The sequence below is a fragment of the Diaminobutyricimonas sp. LJ205 genome, assembly GCF_009755725.1.
GTDB lineage: Bacteria > Actinomycetota > Actinomycetes > Actinomycetales > Microbacteriaceae > Ruicaihuangia.
In genome coordinates this window covers 2875324-2888896 of the sequence record NZ_CP046619.1, presented here as the reverse complement: position 1 = coordinate 2888896, position 13573 = coordinate 2875324, and the positions used below count along the sequence as shown (strand labels likewise).

At 64.3% G+C, this 13573-nt stretch carries 11 protein-coding genes, 1 tRNA gene and 2 pseudogenes; 8 read left to right on the top strand and 6 right to left on the bottom strand.

Annotated elements, in window-relative coordinates:
• Positions 1 to 26 precede the first annotated feature (26 nt).
• Positions 27 to 1169 carry a 3,4-dihydroxyphenylacetate 2,3-dioxygenase gene (gene hpaD, locus GO591_RS14085; RefSeq protein ID WP_157157396.1) on the top strand — a complete coding sequence of 381 codons (1143 nt, stop codon included), beginning with the start codon at positions 27 to 29 and terminating at the stop codon, positions 1167 to 1169.
• A 103-nt stretch (positions 1170 to 1272) separates the two neighbouring features.
• Positions 1273 to 1671 carry a dehydrogenase gene (locus GO591_RS14080; protein ID WP_157157395.1) on the top strand — a complete coding sequence of 133 codons (399 nt, stop codon included), beginning with the start codon at positions 1273 to 1275 and terminating at the stop codon, positions 1669 to 1671.
• A gap of 87 nt (positions 1672 to 1758) precedes the next feature.
• Here GO591_RS14080 and radA read toward each other — a convergent pair whose 3' ends face one another.
• On the bottom strand, positions 1759 to 3108 hold the full coding sequence (radA, locus tag GO591_RS14075) for a DNA repair protein RadA (protein ID WP_157157394.1): 1350 nt from the start codon (positions 3106 to 3108) through the stop codon (positions 1759 to 1761).
• Between the two features lie 216 nt (positions 3109 to 3324).
• Between radA and GO591_RS14070 the strand changes: the two genes are divergently transcribed.
• On the top strand, positions 3325 to 4530 hold the full coding sequence (locus tag GO591_RS14070; protein ID WP_157157393.1) for a flavin-containing monooxygenase: 1206 nt from the start codon (positions 3325 to 3327) through the stop codon (positions 4528 to 4530).
• A 98-nt stretch (positions 4531 to 4628) separates the two neighbouring features.
• Positions 4629 to 4718 (top strand) — tRNA-Ser (locus GO591_RS14065).
• A gap of 58 nt (positions 4719 to 4776) precedes the next feature.
• On the opposite strand, the pseudogene GO591_RS14060 reads toward GO591_RS14065, so the two are convergent.
• From GO591_RS14060 to GO591_RS14040, 5 genes and pseudogenes are all read right to left on the bottom strand, one after another.
• Positions 4777 to 5980, bottom strand: a pseudogene (locus tag GO591_RS14060) (IS481 family transposase).
• 461 nt (positions 5981 to 6441) lie between these two features.
• Positions 6442 to 6525 (bottom strand): annotated as a pseudogene (locus tag GO591_RS16165) (hypothetical protein); the annotation flags it as partial.
• Positions 6501 to 7325 carry a helix-turn-helix domain-containing protein gene (locus GO591_RS14050; RefSeq protein ID WP_157157392.1) on the bottom strand — a complete coding sequence of 275 codons (825 nt, stop codon included), beginning with the start codon at positions 7323 to 7325 and terminating at the stop codon, positions 6501 to 6503. The gene GO591_RS14050 and the pseudogene GO591_RS16165, both read right to left, overlap by 25 nt.
• Positions 7326 to 7873: 548 nt before the next feature.
• On the bottom strand, positions 7874 to 8398 hold the full coding sequence (locus tag GO591_RS14045) for a TetR/AcrR family transcriptional regulator (protein WP_232466190.1): 525 nt from the start codon (positions 8396 to 8398) through the stop codon (positions 7874 to 7876).
• A gap of 102 nt (positions 8399 to 8500) precedes the next feature.
• On the bottom strand, positions 8501 to 9673 hold the full coding sequence (locus tag GO591_RS14040; protein WP_157157390.1) for a CaiB/BaiF CoA transferase family protein: 1173 nt from the start codon (positions 9671 to 9673) through the stop codon (positions 8501 to 8503).
• Positions 9674 to 9888: 215 nt separating this feature from the next.
• Between GO591_RS14040 and GO591_RS14035 the strand changes: the two genes are divergently transcribed.
• From GO591_RS14035 to GO591_RS14020, 4 genes are read left to right on the top strand one after another with little or no spacing between them, the layout of a single operon-like run.
• The gene (locus GO591_RS14035) at positions 9889 to 10842 is read left to right on the top strand and encodes an ABC transporter permease (protein ID WP_157157389.1); all 954 of its coding nucleotides are present in this window, start codon (positions 9889 to 9891) and stop codon (positions 10840 to 10842) included.
• Positions 10839 to 11714, top strand: coding sequence for an ABC transporter permease (locus tag GO591_RS14030; protein ID WP_157157388.1), 876 nt, complete (start codon positions 10839 to 10841; stop codon positions 11712 to 11714). Before GO591_RS14035 ends, GO591_RS14030 begins: the two co-directional genes overlap by 4 nt.
• Positions 11711 to 12694, top strand: coding sequence for an ABC transporter ATP-binding protein (locus GO591_RS14025; RefSeq protein ID WP_157157387.1), 984 nt, complete (start codon positions 11711 to 11713; stop codon positions 12692 to 12694). The genes GO591_RS14030 and GO591_RS14025 overlap by 4 nt, the downstream gene beginning before the upstream one ends.
• Positions 12694 to 13527 carry an ATP-binding cassette domain-containing protein gene (locus GO591_RS14020; protein WP_157157386.1) on the top strand — a complete coding sequence of 278 codons (834 nt, stop codon included), beginning with the start codon at positions 12694 to 12696 and terminating at the stop codon, positions 13525 to 13527. Before GO591_RS14025 ends, GO591_RS14020 begins: the two co-directional genes overlap by 1 nt.
• The last annotated feature ends 46 nt before the right edge of the window (positions 13528 to 13573 follow it).

Sequence of the window (13573 nt, the reverse complement as noted above, 5' to 3'; positions counted from 1 at the left end):
CTCAACGAAGAGAAAGCACCATCACCATGACGGAACCGATCATCAGCGACGGCGCCCCCGAGCCCGCCGTCAGCTCCACCGACCCGATTCCCGCCCCGAGCAACCCGATCCCGACGCCGTCGGCGACCCCGCCGGACATCGTGCGCTGCGCGTACATGGAGCTCGTCGTCACCGATCTCGCGGTGTCGCGGGCGTTCTACGTCGACGTGCTCGGCCTCGTGGTCACCGAAGAGGACGAGAACGCGGTCTACCTGCGCTCGATGGAGGAGTTCATCCACCACAACCTGGTGCTGCGAAAGGGCCCGATCGCCGCGGCCGCCGCATTCTCGTACCGGGTGCGCACGCCCGAGGATCTGGACCGTGCGGTCGAGTTCTACACGGAGCTCGGATGCCGCGTCGAGCGCCGCGCCGAGGGCTTCACCCGCGGCATCGGCGACTCGGTGCGGGTCGAGGATCCCCTCGGCTTCCCCTACGAGTTCTTCTACGACGTGCAGCACGTCGAGCGTCTCGCCTGGCGCTACGACCTGTACACGCCGGGTGCGCTGGTGCGGCTCGACCACTTCAACCAGGTCACCCCCGATGTGCCGCGCGCGGTGAAGTACATGGAGGACCTCGGCTTCCGGGTGACCGAGGACATCCAGGATGAGGAAGGCACCACCTATGCCGCGTGGATGCGCCGCAAGCCCACCGTGCACGACACCGCGATGACGGGTGGCAACGGTCCGCGCATGCACCACATCGCGTTCTCGACGCACGAGAAGCACAACATCATTGCGATCTGCGACAAGCTCGGCGCACTGCGGATGTCGGACGTGATCGAGCGTGGCCCCGGTCGGCACGGCGTCTCGAACGCGTTCTACCTGTACCTGCGCGACCCCGACGGGCACCGGGTGGAGATCTACACGCAGGACTACTACACCGGCGACCCCGACAACCCGGTGGTCACCTGGGATGTGCACGACAACCAGCGTCGCGACTGGTGGGGCAACCCGGTCGTGCCCAGCTGGTACACCGAGGCGTCGACCGTGCTCGATCTGGACGGCAACCCGCAGCCCGTGGTTGCCCGCACTGACGCCAGCGAAATGGCCGTGACAGTCGGTGCGGATGGCTTCTCGTACACGCGGAAGGACGACGTCGACCAGGGCTTCAAGCTGGGCGTATCCCTCTGAGCCTCTGGAGGATCCGGCCGTGAGCCTGCACAAATGGGGGTTATGCAACCGCCATAACCCCCATTTGTGCAGGCTCGCGAAGGGTGCCTCGTAGGCTGGAGCAATGCCGAAGAGCAAGAAGCCCGCGAAAAAGCCGACCCCGCAGTTCCGTTCGCAGGTGCTTGCCGATGCTCTCGAGCGTCAGGACATGGCCGCAGTCGCGTTCGCGCTGCGCAACGGCAACACCGTGGTGCCGCTGCTGAAGCCAGCGGCCAAGGGCGGCGCCGGCGAGGTCTGGACCTTCCGCGACCCGAACACCGGCGACGTCGCGCTGCTCCTGTTCAGCGACGCGAAGAACAAGCCGGCAAACCTGCCGCCCGCGGTCGGGCTGCAGAGTCCCGAGTGGCTGCGGTCATTCCTGGCTGAGCACGAGGAGACGATCACCACGGTGTTCCTCGACATCGCCGGGCCGCACCCGATGCAGGCGCCGCCCGCCGAGCTGCTGCGGGCGCTCGAGGCGTAGAGCGTCAATTCATAGCCGGACGACTCAGGTCCTGACATCCGCCTGCTGCGACATCCGCTCGCGGCATCCGCCGGCGACATCCGCCGTTTAGAACTCGGGAACCGCAACCCGCTGATCGCTCGCGCCGGCGAACGCCTTGCGCAGCGCCTCGCGGAGGTGGATCGCCTCGGAGTCGATCATCGAGGCGAAGCCGAGCCGCTCAGCCTCGTTCGCGCGCTGCTTGGCCTGGGCCACGGGCCGGATCTCACCGGCGAGGCTGATCTCGCCGACGGCAGCCATGTTGATGGCGAGTGTCTTGTCGCTATAGGCGCTGGCGATCGCGATGGCGATGGCGAGGTCGGCGCCGGGTTCGGTGAGCCGGATGCCGCCGACCGTCGACACGTAAACGTCGAACTCGCTCAGCTTGAGCCCGGCGCGGCGTTCGAGCACGGCGAGCAGCATGGCCACGCGGGAGGCGTCCACCCCGTTGACCACGCGTCGCGGCTGCGGGGCACCGGACTTCACGACCAACGCCTGCACTTCGACCGGCAGCGCGCGTCGACCCTCGAGGGCGATCGTCACGCAGGTTCCGCTGACCGGCATGGTGCCGCGGGAGAGGAACAGACCACTCGGCTCGCTGACCTCTTCAATGCCGTCGCCGGTCATTTGGAAGCATCCGACCTCATCTGTCGGGCCGAACCGGTTCTTCAGGGCGCGCACGAAGCGAAGGTTGGTCTGCCGGTCGCCCTCGAAGTGGCAGACCACGTCGACCAGGTGCTCGAGCAGGCGGGGGCCGGCGATCGAACCGTCCTTGGTGACGTGACCGACCAGCAGCGTGGGCAGGTTGCGTTCCTTGGCGACGCGGATCAGGGTCGCGGCGACTTCGCGCACCTGGGCCGGCTGGCCGGCGAGGCCGTCGGTGGTCGAGGCTGACACGGTCTGCACCGAGTCGACGATGAGCAGGCTGGGGCTGACTGCGTCGATCTGGCCGAGGATGGTGGCCAGGTCGGTTTCCGAGGCGAGGTAGAGCTGCGGATGCACCGCGCCGGTGCGTTCCGCGCGCAGGCGCACCTGGCCGGTGGACTCTTCGGCGCTGACGTAGAGCACGCGGCGGCCGACCTCGGCGGCGGTGCGGGCGACTTCGAGCAGCAGCGTGGACTTGCCGACGCCGGGCTCGCCGCTGAGCAGGATCGCGGCGCCCGGGACGATGCCGCCGCCGAGTACGCGGTCGAACTCCTCGATGCCGCTCGGCCAGTGCGAAGAGGCATCGTCGAAGGTGATCTCGGTGATCGGTTTTGCTGCGCGGGCGTCGCTGACCCGGGCCGGGGTGACGCGGGCGGTCGGCTCGGTGGAGTCGACGACGGTGCCCCACTGCTGACATTCGCCGCAGCGGCCGACCCACTTGACGCTTGTCCAACCACACTCGGAGCAACGGAAGGTGGTGGAGGGGCGGGCCATGCGGGCAAGCCTAGTTGCGGCCGCCGACACTGCCCGTCCTCCGCTGGTCTCCCCGCTTCTCGAGCACGAAGCGCCGGTCGAGCACCCCGCTGGTCGAGCGTGCCGAGACCCCCTACGCCGGCGATGCCAACTGCTCGGCGGACGGCTCATTGGTTTGAGCTCGTTGAGTTGGCGGCATCCGGTCCCTCATGCGGGAGCCCGGCGTATCCTGTGGGAATGTTCACGGACGTGAACGTGCTTATCATCGGTGCTGGGCAAGCCGGGCTCGCGGCCAGTCATGAGTTGACGGCGGCCGGGGTCGATCATGTCGTGCTGGAGCGTGAGTCGGTCGGAACGGCCTGGGCACACCGCTGGGATTCCTTCTGCCTGGTGACGCCCAATCACCTGATCCGGCTTCCCGGGGGCGAGTACGCGGGCGACGAGCCGGACGGTTTCTTGAGCCGCGATCAGATGGTGGCGTTGCTACGCGACTATGGCGCCTCATTCGGAGCGCCGGTCGAGGAAGGCGTCGAGGTTGAGGCGCTGACGCCGTCTGATGGTGGCTTCACCGCCATCACGAGCGGTGGCACGGTGCGCGCTCGACACGTTGTGGTCTGCACCGGCGCCTATCAGCGTGAGTACGTGCCCTCGTTCACCACCGACTTGGAGCGGAAGCTGCCGGTCATCCGGTCGACCGAGTACCGCTCACCCGCCACCGTGCCGGGAAGCCGAGTGCTCGTCATCGGCGGCGGGCAAACGGCCTCTCAGATCGCCGACGAGCTGCAACGCAGCGGGCGTCAGGTGACGCTCGCGCCCGGTCGGGCTCCGGCGATGCCTAGGCGGATCGCGGGGCGGGACATCTTCGACTGGCTGTGGGATGCGGGGTTCTTCGACCAGACCCTCGTCGACATGCCTGGGCCTGCCGTGCGCTTCGCCGCAAACCCGACGGTCACGGGCGCCCACGGGGGAAGGGACCTGAACCTGCACACGTTGGCTGCCGATGGTGTGCAGCTGATCGGGCGTGTGCGCGGCGTGGAAGATGGCCGGCTGGTCATCGACGATGGCCTGGCGGAGACCGTCGCGGGCGCGGAGCAGGGCTACCAGCAGATCATTCAGCTCGCCGTGCGGGTCGCCGAGGGGCGCGGATGGCCGGTGCCTGACCTGCCGGTGATGCAGTCGGATTCGGTGGTCGCAGCGCCGACCCCGAGTCTGGATGACCTGGACGCGGTGGTTGTTGCGTGTGGCTTCCGTCCTGACTATGGCTGGATTGAGGTGCCGGGGCTCGTCGACGAGATGGGGTTCCCGCATCACCGTGAAGGGGAGAGCGCAAGGGTGCACGGGCTGCACTTCCTTGGGATGCCGTGGATGCGGACGCGCAAGTCGCCGCTGGTGCTTGGGGTTGGGGAGGATGCCGCGGAGCTTGTTCGGCGGGTAGCGGCGTAGTCCCATCCTGTTCTCCCCTCTGGTCGAGCCTGCCGAGACCTCGAGCCGAGCAATCCCCTGTTTCAACTCACTGCTCATCGTGTACTAAACTCGTCGGCGGTACCGTGTCCGAGCGGCCGAAGGTGCAACTCTCGAAAAGTTGTGTGGGTTTACGCCCACCGTGGGTTCAAATCCCACCGGTACCGCCATGTGATCTCTCAAGAGATCGGAGACAGGCCGGACCCATTTGCGTGGGTTCGGCCTTTGTCATTTCTGGGCTGATCGAGTGGCCGGCCGGTGGAGGGTTCCGCGGGGTTGGTAGTCGCGGTTCGGGTCCAGGGTGAGTTCGCGGAGCACCTCGCCGGTGATCGGGTTGATGACGCGGATGTCGAGGTCCTGGACGAGGAGCACGACGTGGGTTCCGGCGTGGGTTCGGCCGATGCCGATGTGGTGTAGTCGGCTGTTGTGGCGGAGGGTGACGCAGCCGGTTTTGTCGACCCGGTCGTGGCGGATCCGGTCGTGGGTGTCGGCGTCGCGGCTGGTGGTGGGCAGGGCCTTGGGTTTGCTGGCGTAGGCGGCTGCCGGGGTTGCCCGGTGCGCAGGGAGCGGTGTGGCCGGCGGTGGTTGTATTCGCCTTGGAACTGGTCGAGGAGTTGCTGCAGCTCGGCGAGGGTGGCGGGTTGGACCGGTTGGGCGCGCAGCCAGTTCTTCATCGTTTGCTGGAAGCGTTCGACCTTGCCGCAGGTGGTGGGGTGGCCGGGGCTTGAGTTCTTCTGGCTGACGTGCAGGCGGCGGAGTTCGTGTTCGAGGGCGTTGCGGCCGCCGTGGCGTCCGCGTCCGGACAGGCGGGTGGTGAAGACCATGCCGTTGTCGGTCAGGGTGGACGCGGGGATGCCGTGGCTGGTGACGGTGCGGCGGAAGGTGTTGGCGACGGCATCGGCGGTGACCGGGTTGTGCGCGGTGATCGACAGGGCGTAGCGGGAGTGGTCATCCAGCCAGGTCAGGATCTCCAGGTCACGGCCATCGGCCAGCCGGTAGTGGGTGAAGTCGGATTGCCAGGTTTCGTTGGGCAGCGCCGCTTGGAAGCGGATGTAGGAGGACTTGGGGCGTTTCTTGGGGTGCGGGGTGACCAGTCCGGCCCGGGTGAGGTAGCGGCTGATCGTGGCGACCGACACCACAATGTCGTGCCGGTGCTGAAGGTGCCAGGCGATCGTGTCGGGGCCGGCATCATGACCGGCGGTGGCCAGCTCGTTGCGGAGCCGGACGATCAGCTCGACGGTGGCCGCGGGGATTGCCGTCGGTGAGGTCTTCGGCCGCCGCGAGCGGGCCTCGAACGCGGCTTCGCCCTCGGCTTCGTAGCGGGCTTTGAGTTTGTAGACCCAGGACCGGTTCACCTGATAGCGGGCGGCGACCTCGGCGGCGGTTGACGGTCAATGAACAGGGCGGTGATCACCAGGCGGGCCTTCGACATGATCGAGGATCAGCCGATCCGGCTGCTGTCTCCGATCACTTGAGAGACGTGTCTCCGATGTCTTGAGAGATGTGTCTCCTATGTCCTGATGGAACACACCACCGGTACCGCCATGTGATGTCTCAGGACATTGTGAACGGGTGAACCCACGGTTTAGTGGGTTCACCCGTTTTTCGTTTTGCGCTGGTAGCTGGTTGTTGGGTCGAGTTCGTAGTCGCCGAGGACGGTGCCGTCGAGGGTGATCACGGTGCCTGGGCGTTGCGGATGAGGGCGATGATGCGGTTGGCGTGGCGGAGGGAGACCTTGCCGGTGCTGTCGATGGTGTCGTAGCGCACTCGCCAGATGCCGGGGTCGGTGGGTTTGGTCGGGGTGACTTTCGGGATCAGCGTGTCGGCGAAGCGCGGGGTCTTCCGGTTCAGTGCCCGGTGCGGACGCTGAGTGTTGTAGTAGTCGCGGAAGCTGTCGAGGGCGTCGTGGAGGTCGTGGACGTCGGCGGGTGCGCGGGCGGTGAGGTGTTTCTTCAGGGTCTGCCAGAAGCGTTCGATCTTGCCTTGGGTGGTGGGTCGGTAGGGGCGACCGTTTTTCTGGGTGATGCCTTCCAGGGCGAGGAGGGTTTCGAAGGCGTTTCGGCCGCCGCGTCCCTGGCCGCCGCGGGCGTATCTCGTGGTGTAGTCGTTGCCGTTCTCGGTGAGCGTGGAGGTCGGGTAGCCGTGGCGGTGGCGGAGGCGGTGGCGGTGGCGGTGTGGGTGAAGGTGTCGGTGACGGTCTTCCCGGTGACCCGGTGGTGGGCGGACAGGTGTAGCAGGAACCGGGAGTGGTCGTCGAGCCAGCCGATGATCTCGACCTCGGTGCCGTCGGCGCAGGTCCAGTGGGTGAAGTCGGATTGCCACATCTGGTTGGGGCGGTCGGCGTTGAAGCGGATGTAGGAGCTGCGTGGACGTTTCTGCGGTTGCGGGGTGATCCGGCCGGCGCGTTTCAGGATCCGCCAGACGGTGGCGCGGCTGAGCTGGTGGCCCTCGGCGGTGAGGTGGGTGTGGATGGTGTCGGCGCCGGCGTCCAGGCCATCTCTGGTGAGATGCTCACGCAGCTGCAGCACTCGGTCGCGAACTGAATCGGGTGTCCGCGCGGGTTGTGTCTTCGGCCGGGAGGACCGTGCTTGGAATGCTTGGTCGCCTTCCTCGAGCCAGCGGTGGTGCAGGCGGTGCACCAGGGTCTTGGACACGCCGTAGCGTTTCGCGGTCTGGCCATAGCTGAAGCCGAGGACGGTGACCGCCTTGATCAGGACTTCCGGTTTGCTCACCTTCTGACGGTGCCCGGTCGAGGCGTTCACAAGGTCGTGCGACATCCGGTGTGGACGCCATTGCGCCGTTCACAATGTCGTGCGAAACCCGTTCACAAGGTCCTGAAACCAGACACCACCGGTACCGCCATTGCCATTGGGATCAGCCGAGAACAGGTCGATTAGATTCCCAAAACAAGAGTGGGCTCCGAATTCTCGGAGTTTTTTTCATGCTTTTCCGCACACAAGCCGGCAACTGCGCCGAGGCCGAGCAACAGGTTCGCGTTGGCACGTCGCTTGAGGTTGCTGCGTCGCGCAGCCGAGCTGAACGTCAGCAGTTCCCGTGGAGAGTAAATGCCTGCCCGTTGGGGGAGGTCCCGCGCGGCTCGCTCCGGGCGGGTTCGCTGAAGCGGGTCACGAGGATGCGAGGCACTGCGCGGTCTGGTGCCGGTAGTGCTCGCTGTGGCTGGCCAGGGCCTCGTGCACGAAGCGTCGAATCAGCTGGGGAAGAAATACGAGACGCCTATGAGCGCCACGCCACGTCGGTCAGTGCAGCGGGTACTCGATCCGCCTCATCGAAATCTGGGGCTCCGAGATGCTGACGCTCATCGGCGTCAGTCGAGCAACGCCCGGCGGGCCATGCCCGCGAGAATCGGACCCGCGCGTCCTTCGGTCCCCTGCGCGCTGTGCGGCGTGGAGTTTAGAAGACCGAAGGTCGCGAGAAGTCGCGTCTGACGCTCATCGTCATCGAGGGCTGGCCGCAGCTGCCTGAGCACCTCGTCCCACGTCTGGACGTACTGGCGCTGTAGCCGGCGTACGCGGTGACTCACGTCCACCGCGAGTTGAGGGAGTTCGCGATCCTGGATCCGGATGATGTCGGGGTCAGCGGTAGCGAACTCCAGGTGAAACTTGATGAGCAGCGTCAGTGCCTCATCGGGGTTATCGGTGTCCGCGAGGATCGATTGACATCCATTCAGGAGCCGTTCGCTGGCGTCGATCAGCAACTCCGCGAGCAGCGATTCCTTGCTCGGGAAGTAGTTATAAAGGGCGGGGCCGCTCATGCCGACCGCGTCGCCCAAGTCGACGGTGGACACCGCGGCGAAGCCACGCTCGGCGAACAACTTCGCCGCTGAACGCATGAGTGAGGCTCGACGATTCGCTTTTTGAGTCGCCCTCCAGGTCGGTGTCATGCTGCCCATGGTATTCGGACCATTGGCAATGCGGCTCTCGCGTCTCCCGGCTCATGCCTCCATCGATTGATCGGCTTCGGAGGGGTTGTATTCGCCCAACTGAGGTACTTGTCCAGAGCGAAGCGGCTCGCCATCGAAGAGCAAGGGGAAGCGCGCAAGTGCGATGGGAGCGCCGTTTTCCCCACTCGGTCCGCCGACAAGCGGCTCAAAGAAGGCTCGAGAGGCCAGCTGCGGGCACGTGCGGACCTCCTCGATCGTCTGAACCGGTCCCGCCGGTTGGCCATACGCTCTCAGTTGCGCGGCACACTCACGCTCGTCGAGCCGGTTCTCGATGGCCCAGTTCTCCAATGCGGGAATGATGATCGAGTCCATCAAGGCCGCCCGATCTTCGATCGTTCCAAGCCGCGGATCGTTATGTAGATCTTCGCGGTCGATGGCAGTGCAGCAGCGGCGCCACATCTCGTCCGTGGGCACCACGATTGCCACCCATCCGCCGATCGCGCGAAAGGTGCCGACGGGACTCTGGGAGTCTGATCCGGCCGAATTGCTCTCCATGCCGAACTCGAGGAGCGCGAGTGGACGCTCGAGTGATGCCACGGTGATGTCATACATTGCCGCGTCGATATGGACCCCGTCAGGTGTCACCGCGCGACGAACGAGCGCCGCGAGAATCCCCAACGCCGCCCATGTGCCAGCCTGGATGTCCGTCGTCGACATTGGTGCGAGGGCCGGCCGGTCCCCATCACGTGGTGTCAGAAGGCTACTTAACCCGCTCATAGCCTGGATGACGGAGTCGAAAGCGGGCCAGTCGCCATATGGGCCGCCCGTCGTGCCAAAACCAGAAATTTCCGAGATAATCAGAGCCGGATGTTCCGCTCGCAGTCGATCCGCACCGATTCCTCGCTTGTGTAGCACGCCAGGGCGCAGATTGGAGACGAGGACGTCAGCCTCGCTGATGAGCGCCTTCAGCCGCGCGACATCAGCGGGCGCGTCGAGGTCGACAGCCACCGAACGCTTGCCGCGGTTATAACTCGCGAAGCCGCTGCTGAGGCCTCCGCGTTGAGGGGTGTATGCGCGGCGAGGATCTCCGCCCTTGCGGGGGTTCTCGATCTTAAGTACTTCGGCGCCGAGACTAGCGAGAATGCTAGTGCAGTATGGCCCCGCGATATATTGCTCCATTGAGACCACGCGAATGCCGCTGAGGGGCAGAGGCGAAGAAGTCATACTAGAAATACCCTTGTCCGTGTTTCTGCGGGCGTTCCCGCCGGCTGGTTTAGTCGCGAGCAAATCGGATCATGTGGGAAAGAACTCCAAGAGGCGACGAGCTCGTTGCGCAATACGGTTGACGGGTTCTGATCATCGCTATACGGTATCCCGTATGCAAAGCCGCGAAATGGCAAGGCTGCAGATCAAACAATGATGTTCGTGACGGAGAAGCGATGATCATATATGTCGTGAGGCGGGTAGGGATTCTCGTCGGCACCCTCCTTCTCGCGTCCGCCGTCATCTTTGCGGTTCTCAACGTTCTTCCCGGTAGTGCGGCGCACGCCATCCTTGGTTCGGAGGCAACCGACGAGTCTGTCGCGGCTCTCGAGGCACAACTCGGTCTCGACCAACCGGCTCTTATGAGGTACGTGGAGTGGATCGGTGGTCTTATCCGGGGGGACATGGGGGTCTCGTACATTTCCGGCTTTAGTGTGGCGGCGTCCGCCGAGCGGGCTTTGGCCGTGACCGCGCCACTGGCTGTTCTCGCGCTTCTCGGCACGATCATCATCGGAGTCCCCCTGGGAATCCTGGCTGGCGCATATCACGGGCGACTCGCAGACCACCTGATCAGCGCGCTAACTCAGCTAGGTATCGCTGTTCCGGCGTTCTGGGCCGGCCTGATGTTCGTCACGTTCTTCGCCGTTCGTCTCGGGTGGCTCCCATCAGGGGGCTACGTACCCTTTGGCGAGAGCCCGATCGACTGGCTCAGGTCGCTCATCCTGCCAGTGCTTGCTCTCGCCCTGGCCCAGGGGGCGGTGCTCACCCGGTACGTTCGATCATCGATCCTCGAGACGATGCGATCGGATTACATAAGAACAGCACGAGCGAAAGGACTGACCCGTCTTGGCGCTCTGTGGCGTCACGGACTTCAGAATGCGTCTATCCCTTTGGTGACCGTGCTGGGACTGGAGCTCGCCGCCTTGATCGGGGGAACGATCGTCGTCGAGGCAGTCTTCTTCCTACCGGGGCTGGGTTCGCTTATCCTAAGTTCCGTCCTTGCTCGGGACGTCATCGTCGTCCAGTCGATCGTCATGCTGATCGCAGCAACCATCCTGATCGTGAATTTCCTCGTTGACATCAGCTACCGGCTACTCGATCCTCGGCTCCGGCATGGAGCGCGCGCATGAGCATCCTGCGCTTGCGCGTTCTTCCTGACGCTTCAGTCCAGATTCCTGGTGCCCGCCGCAAGCCGTGGAACCTCATCATCGGAGCCGCGCTAGTGGGGCTGATTGTTTCCGGCGCACTGCTCTCGTACCTCTGGACCCCGTACGACCCTACTGCCATGTGGGCGGGACAGGCGTTGGAAGGTCCGAGCGTGAACCACATCCTTGGAACGGACAATTTCGGGCGGGACGTCCTTAGTCGGCTAATGTTCGGCGCTCGAAGCGCGCTTCTGGTCGGGGTTCTGACTGTCACGGTTGCGATGCTGATTGGGATCCCATTAGGCGGGCTCGCAGCGGCTAGGGGTGGGTGGGTCGATGAGGTCTTGATGCGCATAAGCGACGTGATATTCGCGCTGCCAGCCGTCGTTCTGGCGATCCTCCTCATCACCATTACTGGGCCGGGTCTCCTCGCGGCCATGGTTGCGATTGGTATTGCGTACACTCCGATCGTCGCTCGCACGACTCGTGGCGCCGCGATGCAAGTACTTGAGAGGGGTTTCGTGGCGGCCGCGCGAACCTACGGTCGAAAGTCGATCTTCATTTACGTCAGGCATGCCCTACCCAACATCAGTGCGGTGATCACGGTCCAAGCAACCGTCCTGTTTGCATACGCGTTGCTGGCGGAGGCTGGTCTGTCCTACCTGGGGCTGGGTGCGCAACCCCCTACGCCGTCGTGGGGAGCGATGCTACGCGAAGGGCAAACGTTTGCCAGCATAGCGCCGGGACTGGCGATTTGGCCGGGACTGGCGATCATGGGCGGTGTCATGGGTTTTAACCTTTTGGGGGACGGGTTGAGAGACCGCTTCGATCCACGGATGAGGAGGAACAAGCGATGACTCTGTCCGTCGAGAATATGTCGATTCACTTCGATAACATCCCGGTTGTCCGGAACGTAACGTTCGCGCTTAAACCGGGCGGGTCAACCGCGCTGATTGGGGAGTCCGGCTCAGGAAAGAGCCTTACCGGCCTTGCGATAATGGGGTTGCTTCCGGAGAACATGCACGTGGCTGGCGGGCGAGCCATCCTCGGTGACACCGACTTGCTGGCACTGGCTGAACCAGAACTCGTGAAGATGCGCGGTCCGCGGGTCGCGATGATCTTTCAAGACACTCTAAGTGCTCTGAACCCGGTGCACACGATCGGTCGGCAGCTTGTCGAATGCTTGCGCCTTCATGGTGGACCGTCCGGGGCTGCGGCAAGGCGTCGCGCGATCGAGCTCCTCGACATGGTACGTATTCCGGACCCGGAGACCCGACTCCGCGCTTACCCACACCAGCTCTCGGGCGGCCAACGCCAGCGGGTCGTCATCGCGATGGCGCTTGCCTGCGAGCCGGAGGTCTTGATAGCAGACGAGCCCACAACTGCTTTGGACGTGCGAGTCCAGGCTGAAATCATATCGTTGCTCAAATCGATCACGCGCGAGACGGGTACCTCGCTCCTTCTCATTACGCATGACTTGCCCGTCGCGTCTCGGTTGTGTGACGAGGTCTTGGTTATGTATGGGGGGCGCATCGTTGAGGCCGGTCGGATCGATTCCACATTAGTTCACCCCTTTCATCCGTACACCGCGGGGCTGGTGGCCGCGACGCCATCTGATGATTGGGGCAACGGTCGGCTCGTGAGATTGCCGACCATTCCAGGGCACGTTCCGCCACTGAACGGCTTTCCAAGCGGATGTCCGTTCCGCGACCGATGCACGTCTGCGGACGAGCTATGCAGTGAGATGCCCGCCACGCGTGTGCTTTCGTCGGGGCGCTCTGACGGGTCCGCTCGCCACGTAGCCTGCTGGCACGACCTTTCAGAGGTGGGACTTTAATGGCTGAGCTGCTACGTGTCGAAGACTTATCGAAGGTATTCGAACTTCGCAAGACGTCGCTCTTCTCGCCTAGGCCAACGCTCACTGCCCTTGATCATGTGACGCTCAAAGTTGATGAGAATGAGACATTCGGCGTGGTCGGGGAGTCTGGCTCAGGAAAGACAACCCTCGTGAAGATCCTGTTGGGGCTCGAGACGCCCACGAGCGGCAGCGTTCATTTTGATGGCAAGCGTGTTCTCGGATCCGGCAAGAGCGACCTACGACAGCTGCGTCGAGGCGTTCAGGTCGTCATGCAGGATCCCACCGATGCCATGGACGGGCGCATGGATGTCTTCGACATCGTGGCCGAGCCACTTCGAGCGTTCCGCATGAGGGTGAATATCAAAGCGCGCGTTGAAGAATTGTTGGACGCCGTCGGGATGCCTGCAGGCTCGGCGGGGCGCAAGCCGCATGAATTCTCGGGGGGCCAACGCCAACGCATCGCCATTGCCCGGGCTCTCGCCCCGAGGCCGCGACTGCTTATCGCAGACGAACCAGTCAGTGCATTGGATGTATCCATCCGAGCCCAAATTTTGAATCTTCTCACCGATCTCAAGGAGTCTCAAGGGCTCACCCTGCTCCTCGTTGCTCACGATCTGGACATTGTGCGGCACGCCTGCGAACGCGTTGCCGTTATGCAGCGAGGCATCGTTGTCGAACAGGGTGCGACGGATCAGGTGTTTGGTAACGCTCAACATTCGTACACCAAGTCATTGCTGGCAGCGGTCCCTCGCATGCCGAAACGAGCCGAAGGCGAGGGGGCACGTCAATCAGCGCGGGCAGGGACGTCCTAGTGAGTATCGGCGCCACAAGGCGTTAATTCTGAAGAGTTGTCAAGTT

Coding starts and splice junctions, on each gene's coding strand:
- GO591_RS14025 (WP_157157387.1), top strand. CDS start 11,711: ATGACTCTGTCCGTCGAGAATATGTCGATTCACTTCGATAACATCCCG.
- GO591_RS14035 (WP_157157389.1), top strand. CDS start 9,889: ATGATCATATATGTCGTGAGGCGGGTAGGGATTCTCGTCGGCACCCTC.
- GO591_RS14020 (WP_157157386.1), top strand. CDS start 12,694: ATGGCTGAGCTGCTACGTGTCGAAGACTTATCGAAGGTATTCGAACTT.
- hpaD (WP_157157396.1), top strand. CDS start 27: ATGACGGAACCGATCATCAGCGACGGCGCCCCCGAGCCCGCCGTCAGC.
- GO591_RS14030 (WP_157157388.1), top strand. CDS start 10,839: ATGAGCATCCTGCGCTTGCGCGTTCTTCCTGACGCTTCAGTCCAGATT.
- GO591_RS14050 (WP_157157392.1), bottom strand. CDS start 7,325: ATGTCGCACGACCTTGTGAACGCCTCGACCGGGCACCGTCAGAAGGTG.
- GO591_RS14080 (WP_157157395.1), top strand. CDS start 1,273: ATGCCGAAGAGCAAGAAGCCCGCGAAAAAGCCGACCCCGCAGTTCCGT.
- GO591_RS14045 (WP_232466190.1), bottom strand. CDS start 8,398: ATGCGTTCAGCGGCGAAGTTGTTCGCCGAGCGTGGCTTCGCCGCGGTG.
- radA (WP_157157394.1), bottom strand. CDS start 3,108: ATGGCCCGCCCCTCCACCACCTTCCGTTGCTCCGAGTGTGGTTGGACA.
- GO591_RS14040 (WP_157157390.1), bottom strand. CDS start 9,673: ATGACTTCTTCGCCTCTGCCCCTCAGCGGCATTCGCGTGGTCTCAATG.
- GO591_RS14070 (WP_157157393.1), top strand. CDS start 3,325: ATGTTCACGGACGTGAACGTGCTTATCATCGGTGCTGGGCAAGCCGGG.